We start from the raw sequence: 15,204 nt of genomic DNA on the forward strand, positions 1-15,204 counted from the left end.
GGCGTACCACTAGGTTGATCACTTCACTACGGCCCGGAGATCGGGTGGGACATGACGGTGGTCGTGCGGCTGGAACCGGTGCCGCGCTGGTGGGTGTGGCGGCCCGGCGCGGATGGCGCGGCGGCCGGGCGGCGGGCCCGCGCCCGGTCCCGACGGGCGCGGGCGCGGGTGCTGCTGCCCGTGGCCGCGCCGGTGGCCGGGGTGCTGCCGGTGCTCGTGCCCTGGCCGTGGGCGGTGCTGCCGCTCGCGGCGGCGGGCGTGCTGTCGCTGTTACCCCGGCGGGTCGACGGGTGGGACGTGGCGCGGGCCGCCCGGGAGCGGGACGTGGTGCACTGCGGGCAGTTCGCCGACCCGGGGCAGCGCCGGCGCGCGCGGCGGCTGTGCGAGGACTTCCTGGCGCTGCGGGAGAACGCCGACCCGGTGCGGCTGGCGCACGTGGAAGCGGTGCTGTGGCAGGCGTTGACCGCGTTGCGGGACAGCCTGGGGGTGCGCGGCGAGTTGGCCGGCGCGGACAACCGGCCCGGCCTGGCCGCGTCGCTCGCCGAGTCGACCCGGGCGCTGGCCGGGCTGGACCGGCGGGTGGACGGGTTCGCGTCGGCGCTGCGGATCGCGGTGGAGGAGGTGGAGCCGGACCTGGCCGCGCGCGCCCTGCGCCGGGTCGCCGCCCTCGACCCGCTCTGACACCGGCCCGTTCTAGGCTTCCGGCGTGTTCGTCTACTCGATCCCCCTGCGCAACCGGTTCCGCGGCATCACCGTCCGGGAGGGCGTGCTGGTGGAAGGTCCGCGCGGGTGGGGCGAGTTCTGCGCCTTCCTCGACTACTCCGACGTCGAGTGCGCGCCCTGGCTGGCGTGCGCCGTCGAGTCGGCGGCGGACGGGTGGCCCGCGCCGGTCCGGTCCCGCGTCCCGGTGAACTGCACGGTGCCCGTGGTGTCGCCGGAGCGGGCGCACGAGATCGTGACCGCCTCCGGGTGCCGCACGGCGAAGGTGAAGGTGGCCGACCCGGGCGCGGCGCTGTCCGACGACCTGGCCCGCGTCGAGGCGGTGCGGGACGCGCTCGGGCCGGCCGGCGCGATCCGGGTGGACGCGAACACCGCGTGGGACGTCGACACGGCCGTGCGCGCGATCCGCGAGCTCGACCGGGCGGCGGGCGGGCTGGAGTACGCGGAGCAGCCGTGCCCGTCCGTCGAGGAGCTGGCGGCGGTGCGGCGGCGGGTCGACGTGCGGATCGCGGCGGACGAGTCGATCCGGCGGGCCGAGGACCCGATGCGGGTCGCGGTGGCCGGGGCGGCGGACCTCGCGGTGATCAAGGTCGCGCCGCTGGGCGGGGTGCGGCGGGCGCTGGAGGTGGCCGAGGCGTGCGGGCTGCCGTGCGTCGTGTCGTCGGCGGTGGAGACGTCCGTCGGGATGGCCGCCGGGCTGGCGCTGGCCGGCGCGCTGCCGGAGTTGGACTTCGCGTGCGGGCTGGGCACCCTGGCGCTGCTGGACGGCGACGTGGCGGGCGACTCGCTGCGGCCCGTGGACGGGTGGCTGCCGGTGCCGGCGACGACGCCCGAGCCCGACCGGCGCGACGCGTTCGCCGCCGACCCGGCCACCACCCGCCGCTGGGAGGACCGGGTGGCGCGGGTCGCCTCGGCGGCCGGGCTGCCGCTGCCCTGAGGTCAGCGCCGGGTGATCGCGCTGCCCAGGCTCCGCACCACGCCGTCCGTGCGCGCCAACGCCTCCGCGCGGCGCGGGGTCGAGGGCGCGCGGGTCAGGTCGACCACCCGGATCGGCGGGCCGAACTCGACCAGGGTCGGCACGTACTCGGCGTGCCGCACGGCCCAGCCGTTCGGGCCCTTCTCGAACGTGAACCGGGTGATGATGCCCTCCTCGGTGATCCCGCGCGGCTCGGAGTGGCGGGCCACCTCGTTGCCCATCCCGTAGACCACCCACTTGCCGCCGACCTGCCCGATCGGCTGGACCGCGTGCGCGTGCGTCCCGATGATCAGGTCCACCGCCGGGTCGGCCAGGACCGCCTCGGCCAGCTCGCGCTGCTCCGCCGTGACCTCGTGCCGGTACTCGGCACCCCAGTGCAGGCTCGCCACCACGACCTCCGCACCGGCCGCCTTCGCCGCGCGGGCGGCACCCAGCACGCCCTCGACCGAGAGCTGGTTCGCCATCCACGGCTGCGGCAGCGGGATGCCGTTGAAGCCGTAGGTGAAGGAGAGCTGCGCGACCTTCACGCCGCGCACGTCCAGCAGCAGCGGCGTGGCGGACTCCTCGGGGGAGCGGAACGACCCGGTGTGCTCCAGGCCGGCCGCGTCCAGCACGTCCAGCGTGGTCCCGATCGCGTCGGGACCCCGGTCCAGGGTGTGGTTGGAGGCCGTCGAGCAACTGTCGTAGCCGATGGCCTTCAACGCGGTCGCGACCTCGGGCGGGGCGCTGAACGCCGGGTAGCCGTAGGTCGGGTCGCCGGGCGCGGACAGCGGGGTTTCGAGGTGGCAGATCGACAGGTCGGCGTCGATCGCCTGGCGCAGCCCGTCCAGGACGGGGACGAAGTCGCGAGCGCCGTCCCGGTCGGCCTGCTCGGTGAGCAGCGGGTGCACCAGGATGTCGCCGCCGGCGGCGAGCGTGAACGACGGGGGCGGTGGCGGTGTCGTGGTGGTCGGCGGGGGCGGCCGGGACGACGTGACGACGGCCGGCGTCCCGGTGCAGGCCGCGGTGAGGCAGGCGACCAGCGACACCGCCGCGAGCCGCCCGCCCCCGCGGTTCAGCGGTGCCGCCTGCGGCGCAGCAGGAGCACCAGCGCGACCAGCACCGCCACGACCGGCAGCACCCGCTTGAGCGCCGGGGCGCGGGGCGTGTCGAGCAGGTCGGTGGATTCGTGCGGCTCGTGCGGCAGGGCGCGCAGGTGCGGCGGCTCGGCCTTCGCGGCGTCGGCGGCGTCGGCGGTGACGTCGGCGGCAGCGGCGGTGGCGGCGGCGGTCGTCTGGGCGGCGGTCGCCGGGTCGGCTTCGGGTTCGGGGGAAGTCACCCGTCCAGCCTCCCGCGTCGCGGGCCGGGTCGCCAGGCAATCGGCGAACCCGGCCCGTGATCTTGCCGCTGACGGCGCGGGCGGGCCGAGCTCGGGTTCTCCGGGCACGGGGTGGAACCGCCCGTCGCGCGCGAGCCCTTCGACGGTGCCCGTCACACGACACCCGGAGCGCGGTGGATGGAGCCGGTCGTCCGGGTGAGGCGGTCACCTCCCCCGCCCCAGCGCAGGGCGATGATCTCGGCGGCGATCGACACGGCGGTCTCCTCGGGCGTGCGCGCGCCCAGGTCCAGGCCGATCGGGGACGCGAGGCCGGCCAGCTCGTCCTCGGCCAGCCCCGCCGCGCGCAGGCGGCGCACCCGGTCGTCGTGGGTGCGGCGGGAGCCCATCGCACCGACGTAGCCGAGCTTGAGCCGCAACGCGACCTCCAGCAGCGGCACGTCGAACTTCGGGTCGTGGGTGAGCACCGCGACCACCGTGCGGCCGTCCACCCGGCCGGCGTCGGCCTGCTCCGCGAGGTAGCGGTGCGGCCAGTCCACGACCACCTCGGCGTCGGGGAAGCGGCTCCGGGTCGCGAACACCGGGCGGGCGTCGCACACCGTGACCCGGTAGCCGAGGAACGCGCCGAGCCGCGCCAGCGCGGCGGCGAAGTCGATCGCGCCGAACACCAGCAGCCTCGGCGGCGGCTCGAACGAGTTCACGAACACCGCCATGCCCTCGCCCCGGCGCTGCCCGTCCGGGCCGTAGTGCAGGGTCGCGCTCCGGCCGGCCGCGAGCAGGCCGCGCGCGTCGTCGGCGATCGCGTCCCGGGCCCGCGCCGAGGGCACGTCGCCGGCGACCCGGTCCGGCCACACCACCAGCCGGCGGCCCGTCCACCCGGGGTGCTCGACGATCGTGGCGACCGCGACGGGCTCCTCCGCGCGCACGGTGCCCAGCACGTCGGGCAGCTCCGGGAACGACGCGGCCGACACCGCCTCCACGTAGACGTCGATGATCCCGCCGCAGGTCAGCCCGACCGCGAACGCGTCGTCGTCGGTCACGCCGTAGCGCCGCAGCACCGGCGGCCCGGCCACTACGACCTCCCGCGCCAGCTCGTAGACCGCGCCCTCGACGCACCCGCCGGACACCGACCCGACCACGTCGCCGTCCCCGCCGACCAGCATGGCCGCGCCGGGCGGGCGGGGCGCGGAGCTGAACGTGGCCACCACCGTGCCGACGCCGACCACCTCGCCGGCCGCGACCCGACGGGCGAGTTCCGCGAGGACGTCACGCACGGCCGATTCCCCCCACCAGGGCGACCAGGCCGTGCCCGGCGTGCGGGTCGCCCCGGAAAACCTCGTGCGCCAAGCGTTCCAGCCGGGCCGCCGGGCCGCCGGGCACCCCGGCGCGCCGCAGCACGGGAACGAACCCCGCGAGTCCCGTCAGCGCACCGGCCTCGATCATCTCCCGATTGTGCTCCCGGACGGGGTCGTCAGCACACCGGCCGGCAGAGCGCGCGACCGCCGCACGACTGGTCGCCCGCAGGTCCCGCGCCCGCGCGAGCGCGTCCCACGTCGACGGGAGCACCGGACGGGTCGGGGACGGGCCCCGGTTCTCCCCTGAGGGAGAGTTCAGGGTCCGTCCCCGATGTGCCCGAGCCCGCTGACCAGCACCATTGGGCCATGACGAACGACGTGATCGGCGAAGCCACCGCGAAGGTCAAGAAGCTGCGCCGCAGCCGGGACGACCGGATGGTCGCCGGGGTGTGCGGCGGTGTCGCCAAGATGATCGGCGTGGACGCCGCGATCCTGCGCGTGGTGCTGGTGGCCGCCACCCTGTTCGGGCTCGGCGCGGGCGCGCTCCTCTACCTGGCCGCGTGGATCATGGTGCCCGAGGAGGGCTGACCGCTACCGGGGGAAGCCGGGGACGCCGGGGAGCGTCTGCCACGGCTTCGGCCCCGCCAACGGCCGGTACTCGACGCCCAGGGCGTCCAGGCGCGGCAGGTGGTGGTCGGCCAGCCTGGTCCGGAACTCCGCGACGTCACGGGTCGCGGTGCTCCATACCACCTCGGCGAACGCGCACAGCCGGGGAAAGACGGCGTAGTCGACGCGACGCGGGGAATCGAGGTGCTCGGTCCACACGTTCGTCTGCGCGCCGAGCACCCGATCGGCCGCCGCGGGCTCGTAGGCGTAGACGTCCTCCCAGGTCAGCAGGGTGCCGACGGGGATGGGTTCGTCCTCGCCCGCGCCCTGGCGGTAGTCCAGGTAGACGTGCGCCTCGGGGCACATGACCACGTCGTGGCCCCGCTCCAGCGCCGTCAGCCCCGCTTCCTCGCCCCGCCACGACGCGACGACGGTCGTGGCGGGCAGCGGACCGACGTCCAGCACCTCGTCCCAGCCGTGCGGTCGACGGCCGCGCCGCACCAGGTGCTCGGCGATGCGCCGGACGAACCGCCCGTCGCCGCCTTCCGCCTCGTCCCCGCCGAGGCCGACGACCTCGCTCGGGAACACGTCCAGCAGCTCGTCGAACACCTGCCGGAAGAAGTCCACCGCGGACTCGTCGGCCTTGAGCACGTTGGGGTTCACGCCCCAGTCGGTCCACACCCCGCCGCCCGCCGCGCCGAGTTCCGGGTAGGCCGCGATCGCCGCCTGGCTGTGGCCGGGCACGTCGATCTCGGGCACGACGGTGATGTGCCGCTCGGCCGCGTACGCCACGAGCTCGCGCAGGTCGTCCTGCGTGTAGTAGCCGCCGTGCGGCCGGCCGGTCTGGCCGCCGCTGCGCCGGTCGCCGTACCGCGAGGACGGCCGCCAGCCGCCGACCTCGTGCAGCAGCGGGAACTTCTTGGACTCGAAGCGCCAGCCCTGGTCGTCGGTGAGGTGCAGGTGCAGCACGTTCAACTTGTGCGCGGCCAGCAGGTCCACGTACCGCAGCAGGTCGTGCTTGGGCAGGAAGTGCCGCGCCACGTCGAGCATCACGCCGCGCCACGCGAACCGCGGCGCGTCCTCCACCACGCACACCGGCAGCCGGACCGGCTCCCGGGAGATCGGCGCGGCGCGGAAGGAGTCCGGCCCCGCGAGCTGCTTCACCGTCTGGCGCGCGTAGAACAGGCCGGCGTCGTCGGCCGCCTCCACCACCACGCCCGGCCCGATCACCAGCCGGTACGCGCCGGACGGGCCGTCCAGGGTCAGCCGGGCGTCCACCGAGCCGTCCCAGACGACCTCCCCGTCGCCGGGGGTGAATGACACCGGTCGAGGAAGAATCACGACTTCACCGCTCCCGCCAGTCCCGCGACCAGTCGTCGCTGCACCACAATGAAGAAGATCAGCACCGGGATCGTCATCAACGTCGACCCGGCCATGATCGCGCCCCAGTCGTTCTGGTCCGGTTTCAGGAACACCTGCAACGCCAGCGGCAGCGTCTGGTTCTCCGCCGCCGAGATGATGAACGTCTTGGCGAACAGGAAGTCGTTCCACGCGTGGATGAACGACAGCACGCTGGTGGCCACCAGGCCCGGCGCGACCAGCGGGAACAGCACCTGCCACAGGAACCGGGTCCGGGACGCGCCGTCCAGGGTCGCGGCCTCCTCCAGCTCCACCGGCACGGCCGCCACGAACCCGCGCAGCATCCAGATCGCGAACGGCAGGCTGAACGCCAGGTGCACCAGCACCAGCGAGCCCAGGTGGTTGAGGCCGAAGGCCGGTGCCACGTCCCGCACCGACTTCATCATGAAGAACAGCGGGATGGTCAGCGCCTCGACCGGCACCATCTGCACGACCAGCAGCATCACCAGCAGCGTGGTCCGGCTGCGGAACCGGAACCGGGTCAGCGCGGTGGCCGCCAGGAACGAGATGAGCAGGCTGAGCAGCACCACCGCGAACGCCACCACGAGGCTGTTCACCAGGTACCGCCCGAAGCTCTGCACGGTCAGCGCGCGCACGAAGCTGTCGAAGTTCGGCGCGAGCGTCCACGGCCGGGGATCGGCGGAGATCACCTCGGACTCGGGCTTGACCGCCGTCAACACCATCCAGTACAGCGGGAACGCCACCACACCGGCGATCAGCACGGTGACGCCCTCGGCGATGCGCCGCCTCACAGCGTCTCCCCCGACTTCTTCAGCGCCCGCAGGTACCCGAGCGTGACCAGCAGCAACAACGCCGTCATGACCACGCCGATGCTCGCGCCCAGCCCGTACTCGGAGGCGGCGAACGCCTGCTGGTAGGCGTAGACGTTGAGCACCAGGTTGCGCCCGGCGATGCCGCCGCCGTTGGTCATGATGTAGATCTGGGTGAACAGCTTGAAGTCCCAGATGATCGACTGGATCGTCACCACGATCAGCAGTGGCCGCAGCAGCGGCAGGATCACCGACCGCGCGGTGCGGAACGCGGAGGCCCCGTCCAGCGCGGCGGCCTCCAGCACCTCGCCCGGGATCGACTTGATGCCCGCGTAGAGCGTCACCATGACGAACGGGAACGAGCACCAGATCACCTGGGCGGCGACCAGCCCGAAGGCCATCCACTTGTCGTAGGTCCAGGAGAACCCGGTGGTGCCGAGCACCTCGTTGACGAAGCCGAAGTTCGCGTCGAACAGGAACAGCCAGATGGTCGACCCGGCCACCGCCGGTGTCGCCCACGCGCCGAGCGCGGCCAGGAACAACGTCATCCGGGCCCAGGTGCGGACCCTGGTGGCCAGCACGGCGAGCGCCGCACCGACCACCAGCGTCCCGACCACGCACACCGCCGCGAACCCGACCGTCTGCCCGAGCACCGACCAGAACTTGGCGTCGGCCAGCAGGTTCGCGTAGTTCTCCAGGCCCAGGAAGGTCAGTGGCGCACCGCCGCTGACCTGCTCCTGGCCGTAGTCGAACAGCGAGATCAGCACGAGCTGGTAGATCGGGTAGCCGAGCAGCCCGGCCAGCACCAGGAGCGCCGGGGCGAGGTAGGCGAACGCGATCCGCCCGTCGCCCCGGTGAGCGCGCATCATGAACCGAACGCCGCATTCATGGCGTCGGCGGCCTTCTTCGCGGCGGTGTCCAGGTCACTGCCGCCGGTCGCGACCTCCTGGAGGAGGGTCGGCAGCACGGCCTGCGCGTCGATCGTGGCCCACTTCGCGGTCACCGGCACGAACCTGGTGCCCTCGTTGAGGGTCTTGATGAACGGCTCGACCGCCGGTTCCGCCTTGGCCACGTCGTCCTGCACGTCGCCGAAGGTCGGCATGTTGCCCATCGCGTCGAACATCTTGCGCTGGTACTGCTTGCCGCCGAGGAGCTGGAGGAACTGGGTGGCGAGCGTCTTGCGCTCGGAGCCCTTCATCACGCCGAGCAGGTTGCCGCCCGCGAACGCCGGCGCGATCGAACCCGCGGTCTTGCCGGGCAGCGGCACGACGGCGTACTTGCCGGCGGCCGTGGAGGCGTCGACGGACTTGCGGTTGAAGTCGCCGCCGACCACCATCGCCGCCTTGCCGGCGCGGAAGGCCTCGACGCTGGCGTCGCCGCCGTTGCCGGCGCACTGGGACGGCGGGCAGATGTCCTCGGCGATCAGCTCGGTGTACTGGCGCAGGCCGGTCTTGGCCTCCGCGCTGTCGATGGTGGCGACGAACTTGTCACCGTCCTCGCGGGCGATCTCGCCCCCGTTGGCCCACACGAACGGCATCGCGCCGTAGGTGTACTTGCCGCCGGCGGAGATGCCGAGCAGGTCGGGCTTGGCGGCCCGGATCCGCCGGGCGAGCGGCGCGATCTCGTCGATCTTCGTCGGCGGCTGGAGGCCGAGCTCGCTGAACACGTCCGTGCGGTAGTAGAGGGCGCGGACGCCGACGTACCACGGGATGCCGTAGACCTTGCCGTCCACCTTGCCGGTGTCCAGCACGGCCGGCAGCAGGTCCTTGGAGTCGGCCCACGAGCCGAGGTCGATCTCGGAGAACCCGCCGCCGGACACGTAGCCCGCGAGGTCGGTGTTGCCGAACTCGGCGACGTCCGGCGCGCTCTTCGGGTCGCTGAACGCGGCCTTGAAGCGCTCGGCGCGCGACTGGACCTGGATGTACTGCACGTCCACGGTCACGCCCTCGTTGGCCTTCTGGAACTCGGTCACCGCCTCCTTGACGACGGCTTCCTTCGGGCCCCGGTTGACCTCGTCGAACAGCCACACCCGGAGCTGCCCGGTCTGCTGGTCCGAACTCGACGTGGTCGAACCGGACTGCACCGGGGCGCACCCGGCCGACACCGCGACGGCAAGCCCTGCCGCCACAGCGGCCCACCTCTTCGCTACCCGCATCATCCGAACCCCCTCCAGCACGTGTTGCGTCTTGTGCAACGGCCATTTCATGGGAAGCAACGGAGATGGTAGTGTCCGAATCGGCAAGCGGTCTAGACCAGATTTGCCCAGGTCCGGACGGCGTCGGCGGACAGCGGAGCGTTCCACCCGCCGGGTCGGACCGCGCTCCCGACGTGGAACCCGGACGCCCCGGCGGCCTTCAGCGGAGCCACCTGGTCCTGCCGGAGACCGCCGCCGACCAGCAGCGCCACCTCGTCCTGGCGGGCCGCGAGCCGTTCCAGCACCGCGACACCGTCCGCGACACCGCGCGGCGAGCCGGACGCGAGCACCGTGTCGCAGCCCAGGCCCGCGACCACGCCCCAGGCCGCCTCCGGGTCGGCGGAGTGGTCGAGGGCGCGGTGGAACGTCCACCGGCACCCGTCGAGCTCGGCGAGCACCGCGCGGCACGCGTCCTGGTCCACCCGGCCGGCGGAGTCCAGGAAGCCGAGCACGAACTCGGTGGCACCCGCCTCGCGCAGCGCCGCCGCGTCCCGGCGCAGGCCGTCCAGGGAACCGGGGGCGAACCCCGGCGCGTCGCGCAGCATGACGCGGACCGGCAGGTCGGTGGCGGCGAGCACGGCGCGGACCAGGTCGGGTGACGGGGTCAGGCCGTCGGCGGCCATGTCGGTGACGAGTTCGAGCCGGTGCGCGCCACCGGCCTGGGCGGCGACGGCGTCGGCCGCGTCGAGAGCGATTACCTCAAGCATGGTCTGGACCATAACGGTCGACCGCGCCCGACCAGGTGGGCCGGCCGCCCGACCGCCCGCCCCGCCCCGGCTCGGCCGGACCGGGGCAGGGCCGGCGGGCCCAGCCGGCGAGCAAGGTCGGACGGGTGCCCCCACCTGCGACAACGCTCGCGAAATCCGTCAACGGTGAACTGTTAACGGCGCACCGTGTATCCACCGCAGAACTACTCACTCCTTATCTGATGACCGACCTTCGAACCACCAGGAGGCGTCTCGTGGACAACCCGTCCGCCGGCACCCGCGCACAGCCGTCCGGCTGACCACTCGGGGGAGAGGGGCGGTGCTCGGTCGGCTTCGAGGGGTGTCGACCGGTCGCCGCCCGCGGTGAGGAAGAGGTGTGGCGGTCCGCGGTGCGAGGGGGGCATCGCGGACCGCCGCCGCAGGCCGCGGCGGGGTGTGTGACGATCAGCTTCGGCTGGGGGATGTCGAGGAGGAGGTGACGACGTGGGAGATCTGCGCACAGCCGGTGAGCGCCCACCGTGGGAGGGTCTGGACGGGACCGACCGGCACGCCGCCTGCGTCATCGCCGCGCGCGACGGCGACCGCAGGGCGCTGGACGTGCTGGTGGCCGACCTGACCCCCCTCGTGTGGCACGTCGCCCGCGGGCACGGCCTCGACCGCAGCACCGCCGAGGACGTCGTGCAGACCGTGTGGCTCGCGCTGCTGCGCCACCTGGACCGGTTGATCGAACCCCGCGCGCTGGCGGGGTGGCTCGTCGTGGCGACGCGCCGGGAAGCCCAGCGCACGTGGACCCCCGCACGTCGGGAATCGGCACTGTCCGACGAGTTGGCGGAGCAGTTGGAGAGCGGGATCGGGTTGCCGGAGGACGCCGCCCTGGTAGACGACCGGGACGTCCGGTTGTGGCGGGCTTTCGGGCGCTTGTCGCAGAAGTGCCAGGAGTTGCTGCGACTCACCGTGCTGGCCGGGCGGGCGGAGTACCGCGCGGTCGCGGAAGCACTGTCCATGCCACGTGGCAGCATCGGTCCTACCAGGGGCCGCTGCCTGACCACGCTGCGCACACATCTCGACGCGGAAGGAGGATCGCGGTGAACGACATCGACCCGCGCGATGACCGCAGAGGCCAAGAGGACACCGCTGTCCTCACCGAGCTCAACCGGTTGGTGTACGAACTCGACGCCCCGCCGGTGGGACTGGTCGAGCGCATCCAGTTCGCGGTGGCGCTGGAGAACCTGGACGTGGAGGTCGCCCGGTGGGAGCGGGCGGGCTCGTTCGCCGGGGTGCGCGGTGGCAACCCCGGCACCATCACGTTCACGGTCGACAACCTCACCCTGATGGTCAACTTCACCCCGAGCGGGGCCAAGCACCGGATCGACGGCTGGCTGGTGCCCGCGGGTGAGCACACCGTCGAGGTCCGGGTGGCGGAACACGAGTCGAGCAGCACCAAGGCCGACGACGGCGGCCGGTTCGTGCTGTCCGACGTACCGACCGGGACGACCCAGATCGTCGTGCACCTGGTGAACTCCAGGGGTGAGCCCGGCCGCACGGTGGTGACACCGACGATCATGCTGTAACACCCCCCGGTGCCCGACCGCACCGACCTGAACCTCCGCAGGGCCTCGTGCACCCCTTCCGCCGGGGGCACGGGGCCTTTTCCACGACCAGCGCCAGCGGGCTCCCGCCCCGGCCCGGTCACCGGACCCGGCCCCCCGGACGCCGGAAGGCCCGGTCCGCGAGCGGACCGGGCCTTCCTGAACAGCGGTACTCCGGATCAGAAGTCCATGCCACCGGCGTCCGGGACGGCCGGGGCGGAGCCCGCCTTCTCCGGCTTGTCGGCCACGACGGCCTCGGTGGTCAGGAACAGCGCCGCGATCGAGGCGGCGTTCTGGAGCGCGGAGCGGGTGACCTTCGTCGGGTCCGGCACGCCGGCGGCGAGCAGGTCCTCGTACACGCCGGTCGCGGCGTTGAGGCCGTGGCCGACGGGCAGGCCCTTGACCTTCTCCACCACGACGCCGCCCTCAAGGCCGGCGTTGATGGCGATCTGCTTGAGCGGAGCCTCGACGGCGACCCGGACGATGTTCGCGCCGGTCGCTTCGTCACCCTCCAGCTTCAGGCCCGCGAACGCGGCCTCGGCGGCCTGGAGCAGGGCCACGCCACCACCGGCGACGATCCCCTCCTCGACGGCGGCCTTGGCGTTGCGCACCGCGTCCTCGATGCGGTGCTTGCGCTCCTTGAGCTCGACCTCGGTGGCCGCGCCGGCCTTGATGACCGCGACACCACCCGCGAGCTTGGCCAGGCGCTCCTGGAGCTTCTCGCGGTCGTAGTCGGAGTCCGACTTCTCGATCTCCGCGCGGATCTGGTTGACGCGGCCCTGGATCTGCTCCGCGTCGCCCGCACCCTCGACGACCGTGGTCTCGTCCTTGGTCACGACGACCTTGCGCGCCTTGCCCAGCAGCGACAGGTCGGCGTTCTCCAGCTTGAGGCCGACGTCCTCGGTGATGACCTGGCCACCGGTCAGGATCGCGATGTCCTGGAGGATCGCCTTGCGGCGGTCACCGAAGCCGGGGGCCTTGACGGCCACGGACTTGAAGGTGCCGCGGATCTTGTTGACCACCAGGGTCGCCAGGGCTTCGCCCTCGACGTCCTCGGAGATGATCAGCAGCGGCTTGCCGCCCTGCATGACCTTCTCCAGCAGCGGCAGCAGGTCCTTGACGGACGCGATCTTCGAACCGTAGAGCAGCACGTACGGGTCTTCGAGGACCGCTTCCTGCCGCTCCGGGTCGGTCACGAAGTAGCCGGAGATGTAGCCCTTGTCGAAGCGCATGCCCTCGGTGAGCTCAAGCTCGAGCCCGAGAGCGTTGCTCTCCTCGACGGTGATGACGCCTTCCTTGCCGACCTTGTCCATCGCCTCCGCGATGAGCTCGCCGATGGTCGTGTCGCCCGCGGAGATGGACGCCGTGGCGGCGATCTGCTCCTTGGTCTCGACTTCCTTGGCGGTCTTCAGGAGCTGCTCGGTCACGGCCTCGACGGCCTTCTCGATGCCGCGCTTCAGGCCCAGCGGGTTGGCACCCGCGGCCACGTTGCGCAGGCCCTCGCGGACCAGGGCCTGGGCGAGGACGGTGGCGGTGGTCGTGCCGTCACCGGCGACGTCGTCGGTCTTCTTCGCCACTTCCTTGACGAGCTCGGCCCCGATCTTCTCCCACGGGTCCTCCAGCTCGATCTCCTTGGCGATGGAGACGCCGTCGTTGGTGATCGTCGGCGCGCCCCACTTCTTTTCGAGCACGACGTTGCGGCCCTTGGGACCCAGCGTCACCTTGACGGCATCCGCGAGGATGTTCATGCCGCGCTCAAGACCACGGCGGGCGTCCTCGTCGAACGCGATCATTTTGGCCATTGCGGTGTGTTCCTCCGCCTATGTAACGACTTATGGGGCCACTGCGGACACGCACGTCCACAGCGGAACACGGCGCTCGGCCAGGCTCGGTGCCCGCGACGGACGACCTGCTCCCGGGGGAGCCTGCCTCACCGTCCCAGCCTGCGTGCTGGCACTCGGGTGGTCCGAGTGCCAGGTCCGTGTTTAGCACTCAACCAGGGCGAGTGCAAGAACAGCAGGTCAGCGGCGTGGCTTTCAACCCGCGTGGACACGCCCCCGGGACGCGCACCGCGTCGATGCGGTCCCGGAGGGGGTCGGCGGCGGTCCGCGCCCGAGCGCGGCAGGGCCCGGACCGGCGGGACCGGGGTCGGCGGGGCCGGGTCAGCGGGTGGTCTGGACGGGCACGCTGGTCGGCAGCGGCTTCCGGCTCCCGCTGCCGTCGCCGACGTCGATCGACTGGCCGGCGGTGGTCGGCGAGGGCGACCGGGGCTCCTCGGACTTCGGCATCAGGATCAGCACCAGGACGACGACCGCCACGATGGCCACCACGCCCACGACGACCGGCGCGATCCACGCGGGACGCGACTTCGCGGTGGTGAACGCGGACGCGCCGACCTGGGCGGGCGGGCGCAGCCGGACCGGCTCGGCCAGGAAGCCCGGTTGCTGGGCGAACCCGCCGGACTGGGGCTGCGGCGGCTGCTGCTGCGGGTAGCGCGGGGCCTGCTGGACCGGCACGCCGCCGGTCTGCGCGCCGTGCTGCTGCGGGGTCGGCACCGGGCCGGGCACCGGCGCGTCGGCGCGGCGCGGCGGGGTGGTCACGGTGGCCGCGCCGCCCAGCGCGGTGCGCGCGGCGGCCATCAGCTCCTGGCACGACCCGAACCGCTGGTTGGGGTCCTTGGAGGTGCCCTTGCGCAGCACCTCGTCGATGCCGGGCGGCAGCGCCACCAGGGACGTGAGGGGCGGGATCTCGGCGGCCAGGTGGCCCTGGATGACCTCCTGCACACCGCCCTGGAACGGCGGCCGGCCGGACAGGCAGGCGAACACCATGCAGGCCAGCGCGTACTGGTCGGTGCGGCCGTCCAGCGGCTCGCCGCGCAGGTGCTCGGGCGCGGCGTAGGTGGGCGAGCCGAGGAAGTCGCCGGTCCGGGTGCGGTGGCCGGTCGCGCCGCGCCTGGTCAGGCCGAAGTCGGCCAGGTAGACGTGCTCGCGGGAGGCTTCCTTGGTGGTCACCAGCACGTTGGCCGGCTTCACGTCCAGGTGCACGAGGCCCTTGCCGTGCAGCATGTCCAACGCCTCGGCCACCTGGCCGAGCAGCGTCAGGGTGCGCGCGGGCGAGATCGGGCCGTCCTTGATGTGGCCCGCCAGGTCCTGGCCGTCGACCAGCCGCATCGCGATGTAGAGCAGGCCGTCGACCTCGTCGAAGTCGTACAGCGGCACGATGTTGGCGTGGTCGATCGCCGAGGTGTTGCGCGCCTCGTCCACGAACCGCTCGCGGAACTCGGCGTCGGCGGTCAGGTGCTCGCCGATGACCTTCAGCGCCACCTTGCGACCGAGCCTGACGTCCGTGGCCTTGTAGGTCACGCTCATGCCACCGCGGCCGAGCACCCCGTCGATCCGGTAGTGGCCCAGCCGTCGCCCGCTCAGGTCCTCCGACACGCGGGGCAGCCTAACGCCCGCGCGGCCCGACGTGCGCCGGGTTCCGGGTAAGACCACCGGTCAACGGCCCGGAACACGTCGCCGGACGGAACGGCCCGACCCGCCGGGTGACGGGCCGGGCAGGGGTTCACGACGCCCTCCGGACATCCGGAGCCTGGGCGAACCGCCACGCCAGA

Annotated in this window: 16 protein-coding genes; 5 read left to right on the forward strand and 11 right to left on the reverse strand. The window is 73.0% G+C overall.

Annotation, left to right across the window (positions count from 1 at the left end; all coding sequences use genetic code 11):
- The first annotated feature begins 51 nt into the window (after positions 1-51).
- Together AB0G01_RS01585 and AB0G01_RS01590 are read left to right on the forward strand one after the other, a co-directional pair.
- The gene (locus AB0G01_RS01585; protein ID WP_360938374.1) at positions 52-681 is read left to right on the forward strand and encodes a hypothetical protein; all 630 of its coding nucleotides are present in this window, start codon (positions 52-54) and stop codon (positions 679-681) included.
- A 25-nt stretch (positions 682-706) separates the two neighbouring features.
- Positions 707-1,657 carry an o-succinylbenzoate synthase gene (locus AB0G01_RS01590; RefSeq protein WP_360938377.1) on the forward strand — a complete coding sequence of 317 codons (951 nt, stop codon included), beginning with the start codon at positions 707-709 and terminating at the stop codon, positions 1,655-1,657.
- 2 nt (positions 1,658-1,659) lie between these two features.
- On the opposite strand, the gene AB0G01_RS01595 is transcribed toward AB0G01_RS01590, so the two are convergent.
- From AB0G01_RS01595 to AB0G01_RS01610, 4 genes are all read right to left on the reverse strand, one after another.
- On the reverse strand, positions 1,660-2,724 hold the full coding sequence (locus tag AB0G01_RS01595; protein WP_360938380.1) for a CapA family protein: 1,065 nt from the start codon (positions 2,722-2,724) through the stop codon (positions 1,660-1,662).
- A gap of 26 nt (positions 2,725-2,750) precedes the next feature.
- Positions 2,751-3,014, reverse strand: a complete 264-nt coding sequence (locus AB0G01_RS01600; RefSeq protein WP_360938383.1) for a hypothetical protein — start codon at positions 3,012-3,014, stop codon at positions 2,751-2,753.
- Between the two features lie 152 nt (positions 3,015-3,166).
- Positions 3,167-4,285: an XdhC/CoxI family protein gene (locus AB0G01_RS01605; protein WP_360938386.1), complete on the reverse strand. Its 1,119-nt coding sequence runs from the start codon at positions 4,283-4,285 to the stop codon at positions 3,167-3,169.
- Positions 4,278-4,454 (reverse strand): hypothetical protein, encoded by a 177-nt coding sequence (locus tag AB0G01_RS01610; RefSeq protein ID WP_360938389.1) that lies wholly within the window; start codon positions 4,452-4,454, stop codon positions 4,278-4,280. The genes AB0G01_RS01605 and AB0G01_RS01610 overlap by 8 nt, the downstream gene beginning before the upstream one ends.
- A gap of 218 nt (positions 4,455-4,672) precedes the next feature.
- Between AB0G01_RS01610 and AB0G01_RS01615 the strand changes: the two genes are divergently transcribed.
- On the forward strand, positions 4,673-4,894 hold the full coding sequence (locus AB0G01_RS01615; RefSeq protein WP_360938391.1) for a PspC domain-containing protein: 222 nt from the start codon (positions 4,673-4,675) through the stop codon (positions 4,892-4,894).
- A 3-nt stretch (positions 4,895-4,897) separates the two neighbouring features.
- On the opposite strand, the gene AB0G01_RS01620 is transcribed toward AB0G01_RS01615, so the two are convergent.
- The 5 genes from AB0G01_RS01620 to AB0G01_RS01640 all read right to left on the reverse strand — a co-directional run bounded on the left by AB0G01_RS01620 (position 4,898) and on the right by AB0G01_RS01640 (position 10,002).
- Positions 4,898-6,190 (reverse strand): beta-N-acetylhexosaminidase, encoded by a 1,293-nt coding sequence (locus AB0G01_RS01620; RefSeq protein WP_360939836.1) that lies wholly within the window; start codon positions 6,188-6,190, stop codon positions 4,898-4,900.
- A gap of 59 nt (positions 6,191-6,249) precedes the next feature.
- Entirely contained in the window at positions 6,250-7,083 is an 834-nt protein-coding gene (locus AB0G01_RS01625) for a carbohydrate ABC transporter permease (protein ID WP_360938394.1), read from the reverse strand.
- Positions 7,080-7,970: a sugar ABC transporter permease gene (locus AB0G01_RS01630; protein WP_360938397.1), complete on the reverse strand. Its 891-nt coding sequence runs from the start codon at positions 7,968-7,970 to the stop codon at positions 7,080-7,082. Before AB0G01_RS01630 ends, AB0G01_RS01625 begins: the two co-directional genes overlap by 4 nt.
- Entirely contained in the window at positions 7,967-9,259 is a 1,293-nt protein-coding gene (locus AB0G01_RS01635; protein WP_360939838.1) for an extracellular solute-binding protein, read from the reverse strand. Before AB0G01_RS01635 ends, AB0G01_RS01630 begins: the two co-directional genes overlap by 4 nt.
- Before the next feature lie 89 nt (positions 9,260-9,348).
- The gene (locus tag AB0G01_RS01640; protein WP_360938400.1) at positions 9,349-10,002 is read right to left on the reverse strand and encodes a copper homeostasis protein CutC; all 654 of its coding nucleotides are present in this window, start codon (positions 10,000-10,002) and stop codon (positions 9,349-9,351) included.
- A 483-nt stretch (positions 10,003-10,485) separates the two neighbouring features.
- On the opposite strand from AB0G01_RS01640, the gene AB0G01_RS01645 reads away from it, so the two are divergent.
- Both AB0G01_RS01645 and AB0G01_RS01650 read left to right on the forward strand, forming a co-directional pair.
- Positions 10,486-11,091 (forward strand): sigma-70 family RNA polymerase sigma factor, encoded by a 606-nt coding sequence (locus tag AB0G01_RS01645; protein ID WP_360938402.1) that lies wholly within the window; start codon positions 10,486-10,488, stop codon positions 11,089-11,091.
- A complete protein-coding gene (locus AB0G01_RS01650; protein ID WP_360938405.1) occupies positions 11,088-11,573 on the forward strand; it encodes a carboxypeptidase regulatory-like domain-containing protein in 486 nt (161 codons plus the stop codon). Before AB0G01_RS01645 ends, AB0G01_RS01650 begins: the two co-directional genes overlap by 4 nt.
- A gap of 197 nt (positions 11,574-11,770) precedes the next feature.
- On the opposite strand, the gene groL is transcribed toward AB0G01_RS01650, so the two are convergent.
- Together groL and AB0G01_RS01660 are read right to left on the reverse strand one after the other, a co-directional pair.
- Positions 11,771-13,393, reverse strand: a complete 1,623-nt coding sequence (gene groL, locus AB0G01_RS01655) for a chaperonin GroEL (RefSeq protein WP_360938408.1) — start codon at positions 13,391-13,393, stop codon at positions 11,771-11,773.
- A 360-nt stretch (positions 13,394-13,753) separates the two neighbouring features.
- Positions 13,754-15,028, reverse strand: a complete 1,275-nt coding sequence (locus tag AB0G01_RS01660) for a serine/threonine-protein kinase (RefSeq protein WP_360938411.1) — start codon at positions 15,026-15,028, stop codon at positions 13,754-13,756.
- Between the last annotated feature and the right edge of the window lie 176 nt (positions 15,029-15,204).

Origin of the sequence: Actinosynnema sp. NPDC023587 (assembly GCF_040640215.1) — a bacterium.
Taxonomy (GTDB): Bacteria; Actinomycetota; Actinomycetes; order Mycobacteriales; family Pseudonocardiaceae; genus Actinosynnema.

Coding starts and splice junctions, on each gene's coding strand:
- AB0G01_RS01585 (WP_360938374.1), top strand. CDS start 52: ATGACGGTGGTCGTGCGGCTGGAACCGGTGCCGCGCTGGTGGGTGTGG.
- AB0G01_RS01610 (WP_360938389.1), bottom strand. CDS start 4,454: ATGATCGAGGCCGGTGCGCTGACGGGACTCGCGGGGTTCGTTCCCGTG.
- AB0G01_RS01615 (WP_360938391.1), top strand. CDS start 4,673: ATGACGAACGACGTGATCGGCGAAGCCACCGCGAAGGTCAAGAAGCTG.
- AB0G01_RS01630 (WP_360938397.1), bottom strand. CDS start 7,970: ATGATGCGCGCTCACCGGGGCGACGGGCGGATCGCGTTCGCCTACCTC.
- AB0G01_RS01635 (WP_360939838.1), bottom strand. CDS start 9,259: ATGATGCGGGTAGCGAAGAGGTGGGCCGCTGTGGCGGCAGGGCTTGCC.
- AB0G01_RS01640 (WP_360938400.1), bottom strand. CDS start 10,002: ATGCTTGAGGTAATCGCTCTCGACGCGGCCGACGCCGTCGCCGCCCAG.
- groL (WP_360938408.1), bottom strand. CDS start 13,393: ATGGCCAAAATGATCGCGTTCGACGAGGACGCCCGCCGTGGTCTTGAG.